Here is a 20011-nt window from a genome sequence, read left to right on the forward strand (position 1 = left end):
GGGCCCACCCATGGACACACCGAACGGGACGGACGCCGCCGACGCGGCGTCCGTGACCGAGGAGCTGCGCGCGTATCTGTCCGGCGCCCTGGGGCGGGAACCGGGCCCGGACGAGGACTACTTCGCCCTCGGCCTGGTGACCTCCCTGTTCGCGATCGAGCTGGTGAACTTCGTCGAGCAGCGGTACGGCATCGAGGTGACCGTCGACGACCTCGACCTGGACCACTTCCGCACCCTCGGCCGGCTGCGGGAGTTCGTCCTCGCGAAGGCCGCGGGCCGGGGCGCGGCGGCGTGAGCGGCACCGCCGCGGCCGACCCCGCGGCCGTGGGGGCGCGGTTCGCCGACGCGGTACGCCAGGACGCCGCCGCCTGGGACGCGCGCGGCGAGCTGCCCGCCGAGGTGCGCCACGCCCTCGCGCGGGACGGCCTGCTCGGCGCCGATCTGCCGGCACGCTACGGCGGGCTCGGCGCCGCGCCCGCCGAGCTCGGCGAGGTGTGCGCCCGGCTCGGCGGGGTGTGCGGCTCGCTGCGCGGCCTGGTCACCGTGCAGGGCATGGTGGGCGCGGCCCTGCTGCGCTGGGGCACCGCCGGGCAGCGCGAGCGGTGGCTGCCCGCGCTCGCCCGGGGCGAGCTGATCGCGGCCTTCGCCGCGACGGAGGCGGCGGCGGGCAGTGACCTGACCGCCGTCGCCACCGAGGTCGAGCCGCACGGCGACGCGTACGCGGTGACCGGCGAGAAGCGCTGGATCACCTTCGGCGAGATCGCGGACGTGTATCTGGTCCTGGGCCGCACCGGCGGCCGCCCCGCCGCGGTCCTCGTCGAGGCCGACCGGCGCGGCGTGCGGAGGGAGCCGGTGCGCGGCCAGCTCGGTCTGCGCGCCGCCCAGCTCGCCCACGTACGGTTCGACGACGTGCGCGTGCCGCCCGGGAACGTGGTCGCCCCGCCCGGGTTCGGCCTGTCGCACGTGGCGGGCACCGCCCTCGACCACGGGCGGTTCACAGTGGCCTGGGGCTGCGTCGGGATGGCCGAGGCGTGTCTTGGTGCGGCCGCCGAGCACGCGGTGCGGCGCGCGCAGGGCGGGGTGGTCCTGGCGGAGCACCAGCAGGTGCGCGCGCTCCTGGGACGCGCGGTGGTGGACGGCCGCGCCGCCCGGGAGCTGTGCCTGCGGGCCGCCCGGCTGCGCGCGGCCCGCGCCCCGGACGCCGTCGCGGAGACCGTCGCCGCCAAGTACGCGGCGGCACGCGCAGCCACCTCGGTGGCCGGGAGCGCGGTGCAGGTCATGGGCGCGTCCGGCTGCGCCCCCGACAGCCTGGTGGGCCGCTGCTACCGGGACGCCAAGGTCATGGAGATCATCGAGGGTTCGGCGCAGGTGTCCGAGCTGCACATCGCCGACCACCTGCTGCGCGCCCACGGACACGGGCGGGCCCGGCGGCGGCCCGAGGACGAGGGAGCGGGCCGATGAGCACACAGCCCCGCGGACCGCACGACACGACGGCCCCCGCGCGGCCCCCGGAACCCACCACCGTGAAGTGCCTGGTGTGGGACCTCGACGACACCCTGTGGGACGGCGTCGTCCTTGAAGGCGACGCGCCCGTGCCCTTCGCGGCCGCCGTACGGACCGTACGCGCCCTGGACCAGCGGGGCATCCTGCACGCGGTGGCGAGCCGCGGCGCGTACGACGTGGCCGCGGCGCATCTGGCCGCGCACGGGCTCGACACCCTGTTCACCGTCCTGGAAGTGGGCTGGGGCGCCAAGTCCCGGTCGGTCGAGCGGATCGCGGCCGAGCTGAACATCGGCCTGGACGCGGTCGCGTTCATCGACAACGACGCGGTGGAGCGGGCCGAGGTGGCCGCCGCACTGCCGGACGTGCGCTGCTACCCCGCACACGAGGCGGAACTCCTCACCTCCTACCCGGAGTTCACCCCGCGGTTCATGACGGACGAGTCGGCGCTGCGGCGCGACCTCTACCGCACGGAGCGGCGGCGCAAGGCCGCCGAGGCCGAGCACACCGGGCCGCCCGCGCGGTTCCTGGCCTCGCTCGACCTGGTCCTGACGGTCCGGCGGGCCACCGGGGCCGACCTCGCCCGCGCGCACGAGCTGACCGTGCGCACGCACCAGCTCAACACCACCGGGCGCACCTTCGGCCTGGACGAGCTGCGCGGGCTGTGCGCGGACCCCGGGCACGAGGTGCTGGTGGCCGGGCTCACCGACCGGTTCGGCTCCTACGGCACCATCGGGCTCGCGGTCACCGCGCTCCGGGACGGCGCGACCGTGCTCGAACTGCTCCTGATGTCCTGCCGGGTGATGTCCCGGGGCGTCGGCGCGGTGCTCATCGACCACATCGTCGCGACGTCCCTGGCCGCGGGGCGCCGCCCGGTCGCGGAGTTCGTGCCCACCGGCGTCAACCGGCAGATGCTGGTCACGCTCCGCTTCAGCGGCTTCGCGGTGGTGGAGGACGCCGGTGACCGCCTCACCCTGGCCATCGACCCGGACAGCCCGCCGCCCGCCCGCACGCACCCGGTACGGGTGGTCACCGCATGAGCGGCGCCCGCCACGGCACCGGCCGGAACGAGGAGGACCCCATGCTTCAGGACAGCCTCGCCAGCGGTGTCATCGGCGTGGTCGGCGCCGGGACGATGGGCGTCGGCATCGCGCAGTGCCTCGCCGAGGCCGGGCACCGCGTGGTGGCCGTCGACCCCGAGGAGGCCGCCCTCGCCGCCGCCCCGGCCCGGCTCCGCGACGGCGTCCGGCTGGCGAGGATGGTCCGCACGGCGCCCGCGGCCGTCCCGCCGGACCGGGCCCTCGCGGCGGTCACCTGGACCGCGCGCCTGGAGGACCTGGCCGAGGCGTGGTTCGTGCTCGACTGCGCGCCGGAGCGCATACCGCTGAAGGAGAAGCTGTTCCGCGACCTCGACGGGGTGTGCCCGCCCGGGGCGGTCCTCGCGACGGGGACCTCGGCCATCCCGGTCGAGCGGCTCGCCGCGCGAACGGGGCGGCCGGAGCAGGTGCTCGGCATGCACTTCATGAACCCCGCGCCGATGAAGGAGGCCGTGGAGGTCGTGCGTGGCCCACGGACGTCCGACGCGACCCTGGACACGGCCCTCGCCCTGCTCGCGGGGATCGGCAAGAAGGGCATCGTGGTCGCCGACGGCCCCGGGTTCGTCTCCAACCGGGTCCTCATGCTCACGATCAACGAGGCCGCCACCGTGGTGCGGCAGGGCACCGCGGACGCGGCGACCGTCGACCGGATCTTCGAGGAGTGCTTCGGGCACACCATGGGCCCGCTGGCCACCGGCGACCTGATCGGCCTCGACACCGTCGTGGACACGCTGTACGTCCTGCTCGAATGCACCGGCGACCAGCGCTTCCAGCCCTGCGAGGGGCTGCGTGCGCTGGTCGCCGACGGTCATCTGGGCCGCAAGAGCGGCCGGGGTTTCCACCGCTATCCGGCCCGCGCGCCGAGGTGACCCCCGGCGCGCGGCGCCTTCGTGCGGGTGCGGGCTCGCCCTACGGGGCGAGCCGGTAGGCGTTGCTGATCGTCTCAGTCATGGTGTTGCCCGAGGTGTCCTTGAGGTACACCCGGAACGACACGGCCTTGGCCGTCGCCGGGTGCCGCACGCTCGCCGTGCGCGCGCCCGCGGCGTCGGTCGTGACGGGGGCGGACTTCCAGGTCCTGCCGCCGTCGTAGGAGACCTTGACGGTCAGCTCGGCGACCTTGTCCCGGCCCGCGGCGGCCCCGGCCACCTTCAGCGGCACGGTCAGCGTGCCGCCCGCGGGGGCCGTGCCGTTCAGCGCCAGCTTCGGCGCCAGGCGGACGGTGGAGAGCGGCAGGTCGGTGGGCTGCTCGTCGGGGGTCTTGGCCGAGGTGAAGGTCCAGGCCACGGACACCTTCGTGCTGGTCGTGGTGGCCTTCGCCGGGCGGCTCGCCTCCATGGTCAGCTTGTAGGGCGCGGAGGCGGCGGGGAGGTCGGCGTTGACCGCGCCCGGCTCGCCCTCGGCGACGGTCCGGCCGCCGGACTCCAGGCGGGTGAAGCCGCCGGTGGTGAGCGAGTCGCCCGCGTGTCCCGCGCCGTCGTTGAACAGCCGGACGTAGGCGTCCATGGAGTTGCCCGCGCGGCGCGCGCCCTGACCCGCCTCGGCCTTGAGGTCGGGGCCGACCACGCCGGTGTTGAAGTTCAGCGTGTAGCGCTTGCCCGCCTTGTACGCGACCGGGTCCGTGCCGTAGTTGATGATCGGCACCCCCGCGTCGTCGAGCTGCGCCACGGACCACATCCAGTGCAGGCCCTTGGTGTTGACGTAGGTCGTGCCGGAGGCCGGGAGGTTCAGGGTGGTCTGCGACTGGAGCGGCGAGCCGTAGTCGTTGGCGCCGATCGGCGTGACGGAGAGCGTGCCCTTGCGCCGGGCCGCGGAGGAGCCGACGCCGTACTTCACCTCGGCGACCTCGGCCTTGGTGGTGGCGTGCTTCAGACCGGTGAACCAGCTGCCGGTGCGGCTGAAGGCGAGGCGGTAGTCGACCTTCTTGGCGGAGCTGCCCGGCACCTTCCACACCCCGTTGTACTGGGCGTTCAGCGTGGTGGACGAGGCACCGAGCCCGGCCGTGCGGAGGGTGCCCGCACCGCCCAGGCTGAAGCTGCCCGCGATCCCGGCCGCCGGGTCGTCGTAGCTGATGTCCGACTCCGTGAGGCGCGCGGCCCGGTCCGGGGCGGTGACGGCGACCGGCTTGGCCTTGCGGGAGTCCAGCGTGAGAGTCGTGTCCGCGCCGACCTTCAGCTTCGGCTGCACGAAGACAGCGAACTCCGGGGTCTGTCCGTAGACGGAACTCTCCAGGCCGTAGGTGCCCTTGGGCAGCCGCACCGTGGCCGTGCCGCCGCTGTCGTAGGGGACCGTGATCTTCGTCTGGGTGGCGCGCTCGGTGAGCGTGGTGGTGTAGCTCGACGCGTGCTCGCCGTTGACGTCCAGGTGCGTCAGCTTGACGTCGTAGGACTCGACCTCGCGGTCGACGACGAGGCCGGTGCGGACCGACTGCCCGTCACCGGTGGCCAGGACGGTGCCGCCGTAGATGCCGTCGGCGGAGCCGGGCTTGGTGTCGGCGGTGACGGTGGTCTTCGCGGTGCCCTTGGCCGGGACGGTGAGCTTGGTGTCCTTGAGGGTGAACATGCCCGCCGGGGCCGGGCGCCCTGACGGGTCCACGGCCGTGGTGGACAGCGTGAGGGTGACCGGCTCGGTGCCGTGGTTGCGGTAGGTGAGTGTCTTCTTGACCGGCTTGTCGTCGGTGTGCGGCCATGCCTGCGTGCCGAACGTGAGCGTGCCGGGCTCGGAGGAGACGGACGCGGACACCGCGCGCGTCAGGTCCACGCGGCCCGCCCCCTGCTCATAGGCGTTGAGCTTGGGGTTGGCCTTGGCGGAGCCGGTCAGGACGGCCTTGAGCTGCGGACCGGACCAGGTGGGGTGCTGCTGCAGGAGCAGGGCGGCCGCCCCGGCCACGTGCGGGGTCGCCATCGAGGTGCCCGACAGGGAGGTGTAACCGTCACCCTCGTCGTCGGACAGCTCGGTGGAGCGCGCGGCGGTGATGTCCTCGCCGGGCGCGGTGAGGTCGGGCTTGGCGGCCCCGTCGGCCGTCGGGCCCCGGCTGGAGGTCTCCGCGATCTTGTCCCGCTTGTCGACCGAGCCGACGGTGAGGGCATCGGGGGCGCTGCCGGGCGCGTTCAGGGTGTGCGGGCCGGGGCCGTCGTTGCCCGCCGCGATGACGAACAGGGCCTTGCCGGAGAGCCGCGCGACGGCCGCCTCCAGCGGCTCCGTGCCCGGGGTGTCCAGGCTGCCGAGGCTCATGTTGACGATCTTCGCGCCGCTGTCGACGGCCCACTGCATGCCCGCGGCGATGTCGGAGTCGTAGCCCGCGCCCACCTCCTCGGAGATGACCTTGCCGTCGAGGAGCTTGGCGCCGGGCGCCACGCCCTTGCGCTTGCCCGCCGACTTGGCGCCGGAGCCCGCGAGGATGGAGGCGACGTGCGTGCCGTGGCCCATGCGGTCCTTGGCGTCGGGCGACGCGGTGAAGTTCTTCTCGACGACCTCGACGCCCTTGAGGTCCGGGTGCTTCTGGTCGACCCCGGTGTCCAGGACGGCGACCTTGACGCCCTTGCCGGTGTATCCGGCGTTCCACATGGTGGGGGCGCCGATCTGCGGCACGCTCTTGTCGAGCGCGGGGCGCACCTTGGCGTCCAGCCAGACGTGCGCGACGGCCGGGACGACGGTGGCGCGGACGTTCGTCCGCCCGCCCGTGCCGCGGGTGAGCGCCGACCACAGCTCCGTCGTACCCGACTTGGGCGTGGAGAACGCCTCGCCGCCGACGGCGGGCAGGGCGCGGCGGTCCCGGGCGTGGCCCTTGAACGTGTCGGCCGCCTTGAGGCTGTTGACCCGGCCCGGCCGGTAGCCGACGATCAGCGGGAGCGACGTGGTGTGCGCGTCGTCGTACTTGTCGGCGACCAGGCGCGTGACGTCGAACAGCCGCCGGTCGAGCCTGCCCGCGGCGATCAGCGACTCGGCGTCCCGCGGCACGACGTACACGTGCCCGGCCTCGCGCCGCACCGAGATCGCCATCTGCTCGCGGCCCTCGCCGCGGATCAGCTTGACGACCCGGCCGCCCTTCGCCGCGACGACCACCCGGTCCCCGGTGATCAACGTGACCGTCGCGGTCTTCCCCGCCCCGGTCCCGCGTTCGCCCTTGGCGAGCGCGGCCCCACCCGTGCCCGCGGTGCGGTCCGACCGCGTCCCGGTGTCGGCTGCCGCCGCCCCCGTGAGCAGTGCGCCGGACACCACGGCGGCCATCGCCGCCGCCCCCACCCTCGATATGCCTGTCACCCGAATTGCCTGTCCTTTGAGCGTGTTGATGCGACCCCCCGTGAGACGCGATCATGACACGGGTGGTTCTCGGGAAACGGAAGAGATGTCGGGGAACACCGGAACACCGGGCGTCGACGAGCGGACTCAGCGGCGGTACGTGTCCGTCGCGATCCGGACGAAGGAGCGGATCAGCGGGTTCGCGTCGCCCGCGCGCCAGGCCACCAGGACGCGGCTGGGCTCCATGTCGGCCAGCGGCACCACGGTGAGGCCCCGGCCCGGCTCGTGGCCCAGGGGCGTCATGCCGACCGTGCCGTTCCACAGGACGGCCTGCCGGCATTCCTGGACGGCGCGCACCACCGGGCCCTCGCGCGCCGCGCCGCCGCTCCAGTACGTCTGCCAGACGCCGTCGGTGCCCTGCGGGAAGAGGAACCAGCGGCGGTCGGCCAGGTCGGCGAGGCGCAGGCGGTCGCCTCGGGCCAGCGGGTCGTCGGCGCGCAGCAGCGCGCCCACCGGGTCGGCCCGCAGCTCCCGGGCGGCGAGGCCGGTGGCGTCGAACGGCCCGCGGGTCAGGGCGACGTCGACGAGCCCGGCGTGCAGCCCGCAGGTGGGATCGGTCAGGTCGGTCTCGCGGACGCGGACCTCGACGTGCGGGTGCCGTGCGCGGAAGGCCTCGGCCAGGCGGGCCGCGTCCGGGTCGGCGCCGTCGCCCAGGATGCCGACGGTGAGGGTCGCGGCACCGGCCGCCGCGGCCACCCGGGCGTGCACCTGCTCGGCCTGCTCCAGCAGGGCGCGCGCCTCGTCGAGGAGCACCGAGCCCGCGCCGGTGAGCCGGACGCCGGCGGACGACCGGTCGAACAGGGCGGCGCCGAAGACGGCCTCCAGCTGCTTGATCGCCCGGCTCAGCGGCGGCTGGCTCATGTGCAGCCGGGCGGCGGCCCGGCCGAAGTGCAACTCCTCGGCGACCGCCACGAAATAACGCAGCGTGCGCAGCTCCATGGCAGCACGATACCCGTGGGGTATGGAGGGGGCGGAAAGGGTCTTGGACACCCCGGGCGCACCGGCGGTGGAATCGGCGCATGACAGACACACCGAAGACCGCTGACACACCCGACACCGGCGCGCCGGACGCCGCCCCCGCCGTGACCGTGGTCGGTCCGGGCGAGGGCGAGGTCATCGTCCTGGGCACCACGCGCATGCGCGTCCTGGAGGACGGCACCGCCACCGGGAACCGCCTCGGCTGCACCGAGTCCGTCCTCGCACCGCACACGCCCGGACCGCCGCAGCACCGCCACGCCCTGCACGACGAGGGCTTCTACGTCGTCTCCGGGACGGTGCGCTTCACGGTCGGCGAACAGGACCACGACGTGCCCGCGGGCGCGTTCGTGACGGTCCCGCCCGGAGCCCCGCACACCTTCGCCAACGTGACCGACGAACCGGCCGTCATGCTCAGTACGTTCACGCCGTCCCTGTACGTGCAGTACTTCCGGGACCTCCAGGAGGCGGCCGCCGAGGGCCGGGGCCCGACTCCGCTGGAGCACCTGCGGACGATGAGCCGCTACGGCACCGAACCGGCCGCCGACGTGGTCTCGTGAACGTCGCCCATGGAGTCGTCGCCGGTCTGCTCGCCCTCTTCTACCTCTACGGGGGCGGGTTGAAGGTGTTCCGCAGCCGTGAGCGACTCCTGCCGATGATGGCCTGGGTGGACGACGTCCCGATGCCGGTGGTCAGGAGCGTCGGGGCCGTCGAGGTGCTGGGCGCGCTGGGGCTCGTCCTCCCGCCGCTGACCGGGGTCGCGCCCGGGCTCGGCGCGGCCGCGGCCGTCGGGTTCGTGGTCCTGCAGATCGGCGCGATCAGGGTGCATCTGCGCCGCGACGACCGGGAAGTCGCCCTCAACGTCACGCTGCTGCTGGCCGCGGCCGCGACCGCCGGGCTCTCCGCGGTGTGGTGGTGACGCCGGGGCGCCCCCGGGTCACGGCGTCGAGCACAGGTCGCCGCGCAGGTCCGTGACGCCGACCTCGCCGGTCAGGATGTGCAGGGAGAACTGGAGGTCGCGCAGGCCGCCCAGGGAGCCGAGGTCCCGGGCCATATGGCCTTCGAGGGCGCGCAGGTGGGAACGGACGGTGAACTCGGAGAGGCCGAGGGCGCGGGCGGTCGGCTCGACGTGGGCGTCGTGCGCGAGCCAGACCGCCGCGGTGGTGAGCAGGTTCCTGCGGTCGCCGCGCGCTCCGCACAGCAGGTTGTCCGCCCAGGCCCTGGCCTCGGGCGAGGCGAGCAGCGACTCCAGGGTGGGCGTGGCGCCGCCGACCAGGGTGAGGGAGCGCTCGGGCCGGTGCCGGTCGGCGAGCAGGTCCAGGGCGAGCCCGACGGTGGCCCGGTCCCGCACGGTCGCGAAGTCCATGTCCAGGAGTTCGGCCGCCTTGGCCACGCGGCGCCTGACGGTGTTGCGGTGCACGTGCAGCCGGCGGGCGGCCACCGCGTAGGGGTAGGCGAGGGCGGTGGGCAGGGTGTCCCGCATCTGCTCCCCCTGCGCGTCCGGCCGGAGGAGCGGGTCGAGGAGCCCGCGGGCCCAGCGCCGTGCCGCGTCCCGCGGCAGCACGCTGACCAGGTCGGTGCTCTGCGCGGACAGCGCCACCGCGTCGGGGCGGCGCAGCGCGAACCGCTGGGCGGTGATGGCCTCCTGGAGGGCGTCGGCGAGCATCACCATCGGGTACGTGCCGCTGCCGCCCAGCGAGGCGTCGGCGCCCAGCTCGGCGACGAGCCGGGTGAGCGCGGTGGCCACCGCGTCGCCGGTGCGGCGCGGCCGGATCGGCTCGACGACCAGGATCCGGCGGTCCTCGCGCGGATCGGCGACGACCAGGGCCCGGCCCGCCGTCCCCGCTTCGCAGCCGAGCAGGACGGCGTCGCGCCGGTCCTGGGGGGTCTCGACGACGAAGACGCGGACGGCGTCCGGGGTGAGCAGGCCCGGAGCCTGGGTGGCCATGACCCGGCGCGCCTTGTCGACCTCGGCGTCCAGGAGCAGTTCCACGGCCGCCGTACGGGTCGCGTGCGCGGCGTCGGCGGCGGCGCGGTGCTCGCGGCGCGCCTGGTCGAGCAGGCCGAGCAGGCGCGCGGCGTGCCGCATGAGCCGGAGGTCGGCGTCGTCGAAGGGGGGCGAGCGGCGGGCGACGGCCAGCACCGCGTTCCCGGCGTCCGCGGCGGAGACGGCGCCGACCGCGGCGCCACGGCCGCCCCACGAGGCGTCGTCGGCGGGGGCTGGGGGCGGTGCGTCGCCCGCCGACGAGAGGGGGACGAGCCGCGTGTGCGGACCCTGGGACCGGTCGCGCGCGAGGCCTTCGCGGTGGCCGCGCAGGAACGCCTCCGCCAGGGCCTCGGCCGCGGTCTCGGGCGACGCGGCGAGGACGCTGCCCGGCTCGCTGACGAGGACCTGTGCCCGCAGGGCGCGCGCCAGCCAGTCCGCGATGGGCTGCATGGCCTCGGGGTCGGCGGCCCGGGTGGGCAGCTGCTGGACGAGGGTGGTGAGCTGACCGGCGCGGGCCTCGGCTTCGGCGAGCCGTCGCTCCGCGAGGTCGCGGCCCGCCCTGACCCACTGGCGCAGCGGCGCGGTGGTGATGAGCAGGGGGACGCCGAGCGCGGCGGACACCTCCCGCACCGCCAGGGAGAACGGCTGGTGGGCGCCGGACAGGACGCTCACCGCGAGGCCCGCGCACCCGTCGAGGGCCAGCTGTTCCAAGAGCGTCTCCAGGGCGACTTCCGCGCGCCCCCGGAGCCGGAACGGCATCTCGGTGAGCAGGACGAGGGAGCCGGGTTCGAGGCGGCGCTGCGGCTCGCCCTCCAGGAGCTGGGGCAGGGTCAGGGTCGCCAGTCCGGCGACCCTGACCGCCTCGTGCGGTGTGGCGGAGACGCCTCCGGCGAAGGCAAGTTCGAGTTCGATCCTGCCGACCAGTGCGCCCAGCGTCAGCACGTCATCTCCCCCGTAATTCCCCCGTGCGTACGACGTGTTGTCCGCCCCGGTTGTCCCGGCCGCTTCACCACTGCGCCTACTCAACGGGTTGCGTCCAGGGATTGCAAGCGACAAGGTGTGCACTATCCGCAAGTTGCGGGGACTGTCGGAAGGAGGGGTGCGTGGCTCGCGAACGATCCGGCCGGACCGTCGCGCACCTCGTGCTCGCCACCCGGCTGAAGGTCCTCCGCGAGGCCGCCGGGCTTTCGCTCAAGCAAGCCGCGTCGGCCCTCGGCGCGCACCCCGCCACGGTCCGCCGGATCGAGCAGGCCCAGACGTCCCTGGACGTGGGTCAGGTGTCCGTGCTCCTCGCGGCGTACGGAGCGGCGCGGGCGGAGACCGAGGAGTTCCTCGGCAAGTTGGCGAGTGCCAACGCCCCGGGGTGGTGGCACCCCTGGCGCGCGGTGATGGACCCGTGGCAGCTCGACCTGATGAGCGTGGAGTCCGCGGCCGGAATCGTGCGCACCTGGGAGCCCGCACTCGTTCCTGCTCTGCTGCGCACACCGTCCTACGCGCGCGCCGTCGACGACGTGCTGCGCCCGGACCTGTCCCCCGCGGCCAAGGACCGCAGAACCGATCTGCTGGTCCAGCGCCAGGAGCGGCTGCGCACCCAGCAGACCCGCATCTGGGCCGTGATGTCGGCCGCGGCCCTGCACACCCGAGTCGGGGTGCCGGGGGTGATGGCCGAACAGCTTGAGGTGTTGCGGGCCACGGCCGAGCGCTCCGACGTCACGCTGCAGATCCACCCGCTGGACGGGCCCCCGCACGCGCTGACCGGCAAGCCGCCGCTGACCCTGTTCCGCGTCGAGGTGCCGGAGATCTCCGACCACGTGGTCAGGGAAGGCGGCCTGGCCGGCACCGCCGACGTCTGGGACGCACCCGACACGGTGACCGCCTACCGTCTGCTCCTCGACTACTCCTGCGCCACCGCACTCCACCCCGACAAGTCGAAAGAGGTACTGGACCTGTCATGACCGAACCGATGAGGCTCCCCCCGCGGTTGGACGAGATCGACAAGTCCGTCGCCCACAGCGCGCGCGTGTGGAACTACTGGCTGGGCGGCAAGGACTGGTACGAGGCCGACCGGGCCGCCGGTGACGCCTACCGCGACAAGTACCCCCTGATCGAGCCGTTCGCCCAGGAGTCACGGGGCTTTTTGGTGCGCACCGTCACCTGGCTGGCCAAGGAGGCCGGGATCCGGCAGTTCCTGGACGTGGGCGCGGGCCTTCCCACGGCCAACAACACCCACGAGGTGGCCCAGCGCATCGCCCCGGAGAGCCGGGTGGTGTACGTCGACCACGACCCGCTCGTGCTGCTGCACGTCCAGGCGATGGGCAAGAGCACCCCCGAGGGGGCCATGGACTACGTGCTCGCGGACATGCGCGACACGGAGGCGATCCTCACGGGCGCGGCCAAGACGCTGGACATGACCCGGCCCGTCGCCCTGGTGATCAACGACGTCCTCGGGCACATCGTGGACTGGGAGGAGGCCCTGGGTCTGGTGCGGCGCCTGGTGGCCCGGCTGCCCTCGGGGAGTTATCTGTCCCTGAGCCACTCCACGGCGTCGGACGACAGGCACCGCGAGGTGCAGGAGGAGTACAACACCTCGGGCGCGATTCCGTACATCTTCCGTGAGCCGGAGGTGACCGTCGCGTTCTTCGAGGGCCTGGAGATGGTCGAGCCCGGCTATGTGTCCTGGCCCCACTGGCGGCCCGAAGCGACCACCGGCACCCTCACCGCGCGCGCGGGGTGGGGTGGCGTCGCGCGGATACCGTGACGACGCGCGGCGCGGGCCGTGAGCCGCACCCCGCACGGCCCCCGGCCCCGTCCGCCGTGGAGCACGCGCAGGTGGTGCGGCGGCTGACGCGTGCGGCGGCCCGCTCCGGCGCGCTCCTCGTCGCCGAGGTCGCCGCGCTGGCCGAGGGCTGGGCGGCGCTCGTGGACCCGGCGGCCGGACTCGTGCACGCCACGCCGGACTCCGCGGGGCCCACGGCGCTGCGGGCCGCCGCGCACCCGCAGGCGCACCCGCACGTGACCGTCCATCAGGTGCCGGGGGCGCAGGGCACCGTCCTCGTGGTCTGCCCCGGCGTGGCGGCGTCCCCGCCCCTGACGGCGCTCGTCACGCAGTGCGCCGTCGACCTGCTGCGGCTGCGGGCCCGGCACGCGGAGGAGACGCGCGGCACCGAGCAGCGCGTGCACACCGCCGTGCTGCGGCTGCTGCTGCGCGGCCAGCACCGACTCGCCGCCGAGGTCCTCGGCGGCGAGACCGCCACGCACGCCACCGTGTACCGCCTCACCGGGCGGGCCCTGCACACCGCCCACCACGCGCTGTGGCGGGCGACGCAGCCCGACCTGTCGAACGGCACCCGCACACTGGTCAGCCTGGACGGGGCGGAGCTGACCGTGGTCGCCCTGCACGGCGTCCGCGACCTGCCCCGGGCCGACGGCGGCCATCCGACGCTCTCCCTCGTCGCGCGCGTCGCCGACCGGCACCAGCTGACCGGGGGCGCGGCGGCCCCCGCGCCCCTGGACATGTTCGTCACCGCGTGGGCCGAGGCGGGGAGCACCCGCAACAGCACCTCCATCGGCCGCCTCACCTCGGTAACCGGACTGGGGGCGCACGGGCTGCTCCGCGTGATACCGACGGACCGCCTCGTCACCTGGTCCGCGGCCGTGCTCCAGCCGCTCGACGGCAGGGAGCGGCGCACCCTGGAGGCCTGGCTGCGCTCGGGCTCCGCGCAGGCCGCCGCCCCCGCGCTCGACGTGTCCGAGGGCACGGTCCGCTCGCGGCTCCGCGGCATCGGCGTGCTGCTCGCGGTCGACCTCGACCACCCCACCGTGCAGGCGCAGTCACTGCTCGCGCTGCGCGCCCCGGCCTCGCCCGTCCCGGCCGCGGTGGCGCAACCCCTGCTGCCGAGCCCGCCGTTGCCCGCCGCCCTGCTCAGCGCCGAGCGGGCGGGGCGGTGGGCGTCCGGGCTGCTCCAGCCGCTCGACCCACGGCTGCGCATCGCGCTCCGCTGCTGGCTCGCGCACCGCGGCCGCACCGCGCCCGCCGCCACGGAGCTGGCCCTGCACCGGACCACCCTCAGCACCTGGCTGAGCGAGTGCGGCCGCCTCCTGGACCTGGACCTGTCGTCCGCGACCGTCCGGGCGGAGCTGCGCCTGGCCGTGGAGACGGCCGCGACCGCCGACGACGTACCGGCGGCGCTGCCGCGCCGGGGCGGCCGGACGTACCGCGAGCCGGGGCAGTAGCCGCCCGCACACACGCCGTACCGGCGCCCCCTGGCGGTAACAGAATTCGCCACGACGCTTCTCCTGGTTCACACGGGGCTGGTGGGCTGACCGCGCCCACATCACCCATCACAGGAGGCGCGCGTGAATCTCGTCGTCAACGGCGACGCGGAGAACGGGGCGGGCGGCAGTGCCGATCCCGTCACCACCGTCCGCGGCTGGAAGGTCGTCCAAGGAGCCCCGGCGCTCGTGCCGTACAGCCTGGGCGGCGGCTATCCGACCCCGTCGGACCCCGGCCCCGCGCGGCGCGGCAGCCGCTTCTTCTCGGGCGGCAACAGCCCGCGTACCGCCCTGGTGCAGGACGTCACCCTGCCCAGGAGCGGGCCGACCGGGCGCAGGGCCGTCGACGCCGGGAAGGTGCGCTACGCCGTGACCGCCTGGCTCGGCGGCTACGCGGGCCAGGAGGACGGCGCCCGCCTCTCCGTGGAGTTCCGCGACGCCAAGGGCACCCCGGTGGCCCTCAGCGTGCTCGGTCCGGTGAGCTCCGCCGAACGCGAGGGCCGCACGGCGCTGCTCGAACGCTCGGCGGCGGCCCAGGTGCCGCCCGGCGCGCGGACGGCGCGGGTCCTGCTGGTGTTCACGCGCAGTGGCGGCGGCACCTCCAACGACGGCTACGCCGACGCCGTCTCCCTCACCCTCGAGCCCACCGGAGGCCGCTGATGACCGTGAACCGCCGTGACCTCCTCAAGGCCGCCGCGGCCGCCGGCGCGCTGAACCTCGCCTGGCCGCTCGCCCCCGGCCTGACCCCCGCGCAGGCCCGCGAGGCCGCCGAGCGGCTCGGCGCGGAGTACGACCGCGCGCCGTTCACCCTCGGCGTCGCCTCCGGTGATCCGCAGCCGCACTCGGTGCTCCTGTGGACCAGACTCGCGCCCGAGCCGCTGGCCGCCGAGCAGAAGCTCCCCGAGGTCGTCGAGGTCGAGTGGGTCGTCGCCAAGGACGCCCGCCTGCGCCACGTCGTCGCGCGCGGGACGGCTCCGGCGTCGGCCACGCTCGGGCACAGCGTGCACGTGCCGGTGAGCGGGCTCGCCCCGGGCCGCCACTACTGGTACGCGTTCAAGGCGCTCGGCAGGACCAGCCGGGTCGGCCGGACGCGGACCGCGCCGCGCGGCCGGGTGCGGAAGGTGACCTTCGCCGCCGCCAACTGCCAGGCGTTCCACGACGGCTTCTACGCCGCGCACCGGGGCATGGCCCGCGAGAACGTGGACTTCGTGATCCACCTCGGCGACTACATCTACGAGCACGGGCAGGTCGGCGGCATACCGGAGAAGCACGTGCGCGACCACGACGGCCCGGAGATCCTCACGCTCGCCGACTACCGCAAGCGGCACGCCCTGTACAAGGGCGACAAGTCGCTGCGGGAGGCGCACGCCGCGCACCCGTGGTTCCTGACGTGGGACGACCACGAGGTCGTCAACGACTACAGCGGCACCGGCGGCGGCGCGCCGTTCATGCGGCGCCGCGCGGCCGCGTACCAGGCGTGGTTCGAGCACATGCCGCACCGCGACTCCTTCGGCGGGTCCGCCCTGCCGGACCCGGAGATCCACCGGGTGCGCCGCTGGGGCGACCTGCTCGAACTCACCGTCCTGGACCTGCGGTCGTACCGTTCGGCGCAGAACCTGCCGGACGGCACGATCCTCGGCGCCGAGCAGAAGGCGTGGCTGAAGAAGACCGTCGACAGGGCGCCGGACTCCTGGCACGTGTGGGCCAACTCGATCATGCTGAGCCAGCTGCGCGGCAGGCCCGGCGGCTCGTACATGTTCACCGACCAGTGGGACGGCTTCCTCACCGAGCGCAAGGAGGTCCTCCAGCACGTGCACGGCAGCGGCCTTGAGGACCTGGTGGTCATCACCGGCGACTGGCACTCGGCGTTCGTCGACGACATCCGCACCGACTTCGACGCGCCCGAATCCCCCTTGGTCGGCACGGAGTTCACCGCGCACTCGGTGACGTCGGGCGCGTACTCCCCGGAGTGGAACGCCGCCAACGGCCCCGTGATGGGCAAGGCCAACCCACACCTGAAGTACTTCGAGGGCAACCGGTACGGCTACGACGTCTACGAGGTGACCCCGGAGCGCTTCAGCACGCACATGCGGGTGATCGGCGACCGCCGCGACCCGCACTCCCCCGTCACCACGCTGACCACCTTCCACGTGGACCGGGGCAAGGCGGGCTCGTACGAGGACGCCGCCACGAAGACGTCGCCCGCGCAGTACCGCAGGGTCACGGCGGGATAGCGTCGGCCCGTGCCCGCTGTGGGGACACGGTCCAGTTGGTGGCGCCGTCGGTGAACTCGTAGCGGAGAAGGGGCAGGGCCCGGTCCAGGAGATCCACCATCGCGGAGTGGTCGGGCGCGTCGCCGGTGAGGAGGTCCATGAAGGTGCTGCCCACACCGCCGGAGAGGTGGTCGCCGGGTCGGACGTAGGGCCGGTAGCCGGTGATGCCCTCGAGAGAGCGGATCTCGTCGGCGCCGGTGAGGGTACGCACGTGGCAGGGGCTGTCCGGGGCCAGGCCGTTGAACTGGAAGAAGACCCGGTCGGGCGGTGCCGGAGCGGGCGGCGGGGCGGCGCCGAGGGCGAGGAGCGCCGCCGTCCGGACGAGGTCCACTCCGCAGGCGCGGCGCGACAGTTCGTTGAGGTGGCCGCCGAGACGACCGTTGACCTCGATGATGCGGGGGCCGTGGGGGGTGAGTTTGATCTCCGTGTGACAGATGCCGGTGGTGACGCCGAGCGCGGTGACCGCCCGTACCGCCAGGTCCGACACGGCCGCGGTCCGGTCGGGGGTCAGCGCGGCGGGCCAGAACTGGCCGGTCTCGCGGAAGGGCGGGGTCAGCGGGTGCTTGCCGGTCACCGCGAGCACCCGCGTGCCGTGCGGGTCCGTCGCGGTCTCGACCGACACGTAGTCGCCGAAGGGCCCGCCCGGCTGTCCGCTCAGGAACTGCTCGACCACCCAGGACTCGCCGGGGTCGGTGAAGAGCCGTGCCCGCAGGCCGTCCGCCTCCACCCGGTCGTGGACGGCGAAGGTGCCCCGGCTGCCCTGCCCCCGTACCGGTTTGACCACCGCGGGCAGTCCGACGGCCGCCAGCGCCTCCTCCCAGGCGGCGGCGTCCGGCACCAGGTGGCAGGCCACCGCGTCGACTCCGGCGGCGCGCAACCGCTGCCGCTGCCGGTACTTGTCGGTGAGGACCTCGGCGACCTCCGGCGTGTGGTGGGGCAGGCCCAGGGCCTGGGCGAGACCGGCCGTGACGCGCAGCAGGTTCTCGGAGAAGGTGAGCACCCCCGCCGGGGCGAGCCGTCGTACGAGGACGGCGTCCCGTTGGGCGCTGCCGGTCAACTGGACCACCCGGCCCAGCTGGGCCAGGACCGGGCGCAGCGTGCGTACGTGCGGGGAGCGGGGCAGCAGGAAGACCACCGGGGCCAGGCCCGCCACGCCCACCGCGATCTCAGCCGGGGAGACGGAGCCCACGTCGTACGCCACCGCGAGCGGTGCCGGTTCACCCATCGCGAGGCTCCGTCCCGGCCGCGTGCACGTCCCGGGCCGCGGCGCGCAGGCCCTCGATGGTCAGTGCCTCGTACGTCTCCACCTGTTCCTCGGTCACCAGGTGCGGGTCGAAGGAGAGGAGGAGGCCGCTGCCGAAACCGGGGTAGTCGAGGGTGAAGTCGCAGGACATCGGGTGGCTGGCCTTGTCCCGGTCCCACCATCCGTCGGCGGAGAGGGCCCTGAGTCCGGACACGCGGCGGTAGACGTGGAAGTCGGTGAAGTTGAAGGCCACGTCGAAGGACCGCCGCCCGGCGCTCTCCTCGATCAGCGCGAGGGGATGGCGCTGGTGGGGCGCGGCGGCGGTCTCCGTCTCCCGCAGCGTCCGGGCCAGTTCGGCCCAGGTGCCGGACAGGGACGGCAGGCGCAGCGGAACGGTGTTGAGGAAGAGTCCGACGACCCGGTCGGCGTCCGGCAGCTCGGGGCGCCCGTTGACCACCACGCCGGTGACCACGTCGGTGGTGCGGCCCGCCATCCGGCCGAGGGCCCAGCAGTGCACCGCGAGGAGCAGGCTCTTCAGCGGGACCCGTGCCTCCGCGGCCTGTGCGCGCAGGTCGGCGAAGAGGCCGGCGGGCAGTGCCGTGGCCCGCCGCTCGGAGGCGTCGGCCGAACGGCCGTACCGCTCCCGGTCCACCAGCGGCGGCGCATCGCACTGGGCGCGCCAGAACGCGGCGGCTTCCGGGGAGTCCACGGCGGCCCGCTCCAGGCGGACGAACTCGGCGGCCGCGGTCGCGGGCGGCTCCGGCAGTCCGTGGTCGGTGCCGGACAGGCGGGCGTCGTAGAGGGTGAGCAGGTCGACGACGACGGTGGCGAAGCTCCAGCCGTCCATGATCGCGTGGTGCATGGCCACGGTCACCCGGAAGGTGTCGCCGGGACCGGCGGCCACATGGCAGCGGAACAGGGGTGCCTGCTCCCAGTCCAGGGTGGTGGAGAGCTGTTTGTCGCGCCAGGCGGACACGGCCGCGTCGGCCGCGTCGGCCGTGCCCACGCGCTCGCTCTCCAGTGGCTCGGCCACGTCGCCCCAGAACACCTGCAGGGACTCCGAGTAGCTGCCCAGATCGAAGGAGCTGCGCAGCGCGGGGTGCCGGTCCATCAGCTCGCGCAGGGCCGACCGGAAGAGGTCCTCGTCGTAGGGCGCCGTCACGCGCAGCCCGATCAGGTCGTGGTAGAGGCTCGGGTCCTCGGCCATCTCGCACTGGAAGATCAGACCGGTCTGGAGCGCCGAGGCGGGCAGCGCGTCCAGCGCGCCCGCGGGCAGGGCCGCCCGGTCCTCGGGTGCCACCAGGGAGTCGCCCGGGTACACCGGGGCGGCCGCCGCCTCCCGCGGGTGCGCGCCGTCGGTGGCCGCGGCGCGCAGGTGGTCCACGAGTTCGTCCACCGTCGGGTTCATCAGCAGGTCGATCAGGCGCAGCGGCATGCCCTGCTCGGTCGCGCGCGTGACCACCCGCACGGCGATGAGGGAGTCCCCGCCGACCGCGTAGAAGTCGTCGTCCGGCCCGATCTGGTCGGACCCGATCTCCTCCTGAAAGATCGTGAGGAGCGCGTGGGCCGTCGGCTCAGACGTCATGGACCGTCTCCTTTCCTGCCGGGGTGTCGGTGAGGGCCTCTTCCACGGCGGCCAGGACGGCGTCGCGGTGCCGGCGCAGATAGAAGTGGCCGCCCGGGTACATGCGGATGCGGATCGGCGCGGTGAAGTGGTCCTGCCAGGCGGCGAGGCGGGACTCGGTCACGTCGTCCTCGGTGCCGCCCAGGGCGAGCAGCGGCAGGGACAGGCGGCCGAACCGCGGCACGTAGTCCTGCAGCAGGCGCGTGTCGGCGCGGAACGTCCCGAGGATCAGCTCGCGCAGTTCGGGCTCCTCAAGGACTTCGGCCGGGGTTCCGCCCATGGCGAGGACGCGCCGCAGGAGCCACTCGTCCTCGCTCTCGCCGGGCCCGGGCCGGGCCTGGTTCACCGGCGGGCGGGCCGAGACGACCAGGAGTGCGGGCGCCCGATGCCCGCCGCGCTCCAGCCAGGCCGCCGCCTCGGCCGCGATCGCGCCGCCCATGCTGTGTCCGAAGAGCACGAAGGGCTGCGGGGCCCTCTCGATCATCAGCTCGCCGATCAGGGAGGCGAGCTCGGGCATGTGCTCGATGCCGGGCGTGCCGATCAGGTGCTCGCGCCCCGGCAGTTGGACGGGCTGGACGTCGAGGGTGGAGGAGGCCCTGACCCACTCCCGGTAGGCCGAGGCGCCCCCGCCCGAGTGCGGCAGGCAGAACATGGTGGCTCGGGCGCCTGGCAGTCGGTCGTCCCAGAAGGGCAGCAGAGCGTCGGCGGTCGTCATCGGCGGTTTCCCTCTCGGCGGATGGT

General features: G+C 74.4%; 17 protein-coding genes. 11 read left to right on the plus strand and 6 right to left on the minus strand.

All coding sequences use genetic code 11. The features are described 5' to 3' along the window. Window positions 1-10: 10 nt before the first annotated feature. From MQV74_RS05190 to MQV74_RS05205, 4 genes are read left to right on the plus strand one after another with little or no spacing between them, the layout of a single operon-like run. The gene (locus MQV74_RS05190; protein WP_138958033.1) at window positions 11-295 is read left to right on the plus strand and encodes an acyl carrier protein; all 285 of its coding nucleotides are present in this window, start codon (window positions 11-13) and stop codon (window positions 293-295) included. Then, entirely contained in the window at window positions 292-1461 is a 1170-nt protein-coding gene (locus MQV74_RS41110) for an acyl-CoA dehydrogenase family protein (protein ID WP_242714832.1), read from the plus strand. Before MQV74_RS05190 ends, MQV74_RS41110 begins: the two co-directional genes overlap by 4 nt. Continuing rightward, window positions 1458-2540: an HAD-IIIC family phosphatase gene (locus MQV74_RS05200; RefSeq protein WP_242714833.1), complete on the plus strand. Its 1083-nt coding sequence runs from the start codon at window positions 1458-1460 to the stop codon at window positions 2538-2540. The genes MQV74_RS41110 and MQV74_RS05200 overlap by 4 nt, the downstream gene beginning before the upstream one ends. Before the next feature lie 41 nt (window positions 2541-2581). Next, window positions 2582-3466 carry a 3-hydroxyacyl-CoA dehydrogenase family protein gene (locus MQV74_RS05205; RefSeq protein WP_242714834.1) on the plus strand — a complete coding sequence of 295 codons (885 nt, stop codon included), beginning with the start codon at window positions 2582-2584 and terminating at the stop codon, window positions 3464-3466. Between the two features lie 40 nt (window positions 3467-3506). On the opposite strand, the gene MQV74_RS05210 is transcribed toward MQV74_RS05205, so the two are convergent. Beyond that, window positions 3507-6857, minus strand: a complete 3351-nt coding sequence (locus MQV74_RS05210; RefSeq protein ID WP_242714835.1) for a S8 family serine peptidase — start codon at window positions 6855-6857, stop codon at window positions 3507-3509. A gap of 126 nt (window positions 6858-6983) precedes the next feature. Continuing rightward, entirely contained in the window at window positions 6984-7835 is an 852-nt protein-coding gene (locus MQV74_RS05215) for a LysR family transcriptional regulator (protein WP_242714836.1), read from the minus strand. 80 nt (window positions 7836-7915) lie between these two features. Between MQV74_RS05215 and MQV74_RS05220 the strand changes: the two genes are divergently transcribed. Next, window positions 7916-8431: a cupin domain-containing protein gene (locus MQV74_RS05220; RefSeq protein WP_242714837.1), complete on the plus strand. Its 516-nt coding sequence runs from the start codon at window positions 7916-7918 to the stop codon at window positions 8429-8431. Continuing rightward, window positions 8428-8790, plus strand: a complete 363-nt coding sequence (locus MQV74_RS05225) for a DoxX family protein (RefSeq protein WP_242714838.1) — start codon at window positions 8428-8430, stop codon at window positions 8788-8790. Before MQV74_RS05220 ends, MQV74_RS05225 begins: the two co-directional genes overlap by 4 nt. A gap of 18 nt (window positions 8791-8808) precedes the next feature. Here the strand turns inward: MQV74_RS05225 and MQV74_RS05230 are convergent, their stop codons facing one another. Next, the gene (locus MQV74_RS05230) at window positions 8809-10800 is read right to left on the minus strand and encodes a helix-turn-helix domain-containing protein (protein WP_242714839.1); all 1992 of its coding nucleotides are present in this window, start codon (window positions 10798-10800) and stop codon (window positions 8809-8811) included. 161 nt (window positions 10801-10961) lie between these two features. Here MQV74_RS05230 and MQV74_RS05235 point away from each other — a divergent pair, with 161 nt between their 5' ends. From MQV74_RS05235 to MQV74_RS05255, 5 genes are all read left to right on the plus strand, one after another. Next, the gene (locus MQV74_RS05235) at window positions 10962-11813 is read left to right on the plus strand and encodes a helix-turn-helix domain-containing protein (protein ID WP_242714840.1); all 852 of its coding nucleotides are present in this window, start codon (window positions 10962-10964) and stop codon (window positions 11811-11813) included. Next, window positions 11810-12616, plus strand: a complete 807-nt coding sequence (locus tag MQV74_RS05240; RefSeq protein WP_242714841.1) for an SAM-dependent methyltransferase — start codon at window positions 11810-11812, stop codon at window positions 12614-12616. Before MQV74_RS05235 ends, MQV74_RS05240 begins: the two co-directional genes overlap by 4 nt. Then, window positions 12613-14091 (plus strand): helix-turn-helix domain-containing protein, encoded by a 1479-nt coding sequence (locus MQV74_RS05245; protein WP_242714842.1) that lies wholly within the window; start codon window positions 12613-12615, stop codon window positions 14089-14091. Before MQV74_RS05240 ends, MQV74_RS05245 begins: the two co-directional genes overlap by 4 nt. 123 nt (window positions 14092-14214) lie before the next feature. Beyond that, window positions 14215-14790 (plus strand): phosphoesterase, encoded by a 576-nt coding sequence (locus MQV74_RS05250; RefSeq protein ID WP_242714843.1) that lies wholly within the window; start codon window positions 14215-14217, stop codon window positions 14788-14790. After that, entirely contained in the window at window positions 14790-16364 is a 1575-nt protein-coding gene (locus MQV74_RS05255) for an alkaline phosphatase D family protein (RefSeq protein WP_242714844.1), read from the plus strand. The genes MQV74_RS05250 and MQV74_RS05255 overlap by 1 nt, the downstream gene beginning before the upstream one ends. On the opposite strand, the gene MQV74_RS05260 is transcribed toward MQV74_RS05255, so the two are convergent. The 3 genes from MQV74_RS05260 to MQV74_RS05270 are packed head-to-tail and all read right to left on the minus strand — an operon-like array spanning window position 16351 to window position 19985. Beyond that, window positions 16351-17628 (minus strand): ATP-grasp domain-containing protein, encoded by a 1278-nt coding sequence (locus MQV74_RS05260; protein ID WP_242714845.1) that lies wholly within the window; start codon window positions 17626-17628, stop codon window positions 16351-16353. The genes MQV74_RS05255 and MQV74_RS05260 overlap by 14 nt on opposite strands. Beyond that, the gene (locus tag MQV74_RS05265) at window positions 17621-19231 is read right to left on the minus strand and encodes a condensation domain-containing protein (protein ID WP_242714846.1); all 1611 of its coding nucleotides are present in this window, start codon (window positions 19229-19231) and stop codon (window positions 17621-17623) included. The genes MQV74_RS05260 and MQV74_RS05265 overlap by 8 nt, the downstream gene beginning before the upstream one ends. Continuing rightward, window positions 19221-19985 (minus strand): thioesterase II family protein, encoded by a 765-nt coding sequence (locus MQV74_RS05270; RefSeq protein ID WP_242714847.1) that lies wholly within the window; start codon window positions 19983-19985, stop codon window positions 19221-19223. The genes MQV74_RS05265 and MQV74_RS05270 overlap by 11 nt, the downstream gene beginning before the upstream one ends. Window positions 19986-20011: the final 26 nt, after the last annotated feature.

Source organism: Streptomyces sp. AN091965 (assembly GCF_022698285.1).
Taxonomy (GTDB): domain Bacteria; phylum Actinomycetota; class Actinomycetes; order Streptomycetales; family Streptomycetaceae; genus Streptomyces.

Coding starts and splice junctions, on each gene's coding strand:
- MQV74_RS05215 (WP_242714836.1), bottom strand. CDS start 7,835: ATGGAGCTGCGCACGCTGCGTTATTTCGTGGCGGTCGCCGAGGAGTTG.
- MQV74_RS05190 (WP_138958033.1), top strand. CDS start 11: ATGGACACACCGAACGGGACGGACGCCGCCGACGCGGCGTCCGTGACC.
- MQV74_RS05265 (WP_242714846.1), bottom strand. CDS start 19,231: ATGACGTCTGAGCCGACGGCCCACGCGCTCCTCACGATCTTTCAGGAG.
- MQV74_RS05255 (WP_242714844.1), top strand. CDS start 14,790: ATGACCGTGAACCGCCGTGACCTCCTCAAGGCCGCCGCGGCCGCCGGC.
- MQV74_RS05260 (WP_242714845.1), bottom strand. CDS start 17,628: ATGGGTGAACCGGCACCGCTCGCGGTGGCGTACGACGTGGGCTCCGTC.
- MQV74_RS05220 (WP_242714837.1), top strand. CDS start 7,916: ATGACAGACACACCGAAGACCGCTGACACACCCGACACCGGCGCGCCG.
- MQV74_RS05200 (WP_242714833.1), top strand. CDS start 1,458: ATGAGCACACAGCCCCGCGGACCGCACGACACGACGGCCCCCGCGCGG.
- MQV74_RS05240 (WP_242714841.1), top strand. CDS start 11,810: ATGACCGAACCGATGAGGCTCCCCCCGCGGTTGGACGAGATCGACAAG.
- MQV74_RS05270 (WP_242714847.1), bottom strand. CDS start 19,985: ATGACGACCGCCGACGCTCTGCTGCCCTTCTGGGACGACCGACTGCCA.
- MQV74_RS05205 (WP_242714834.1), top strand. CDS start 2,582: ATGCTTCAGGACAGCCTCGCCAGCGGTGTCATCGGCGTGGTCGGCGCC.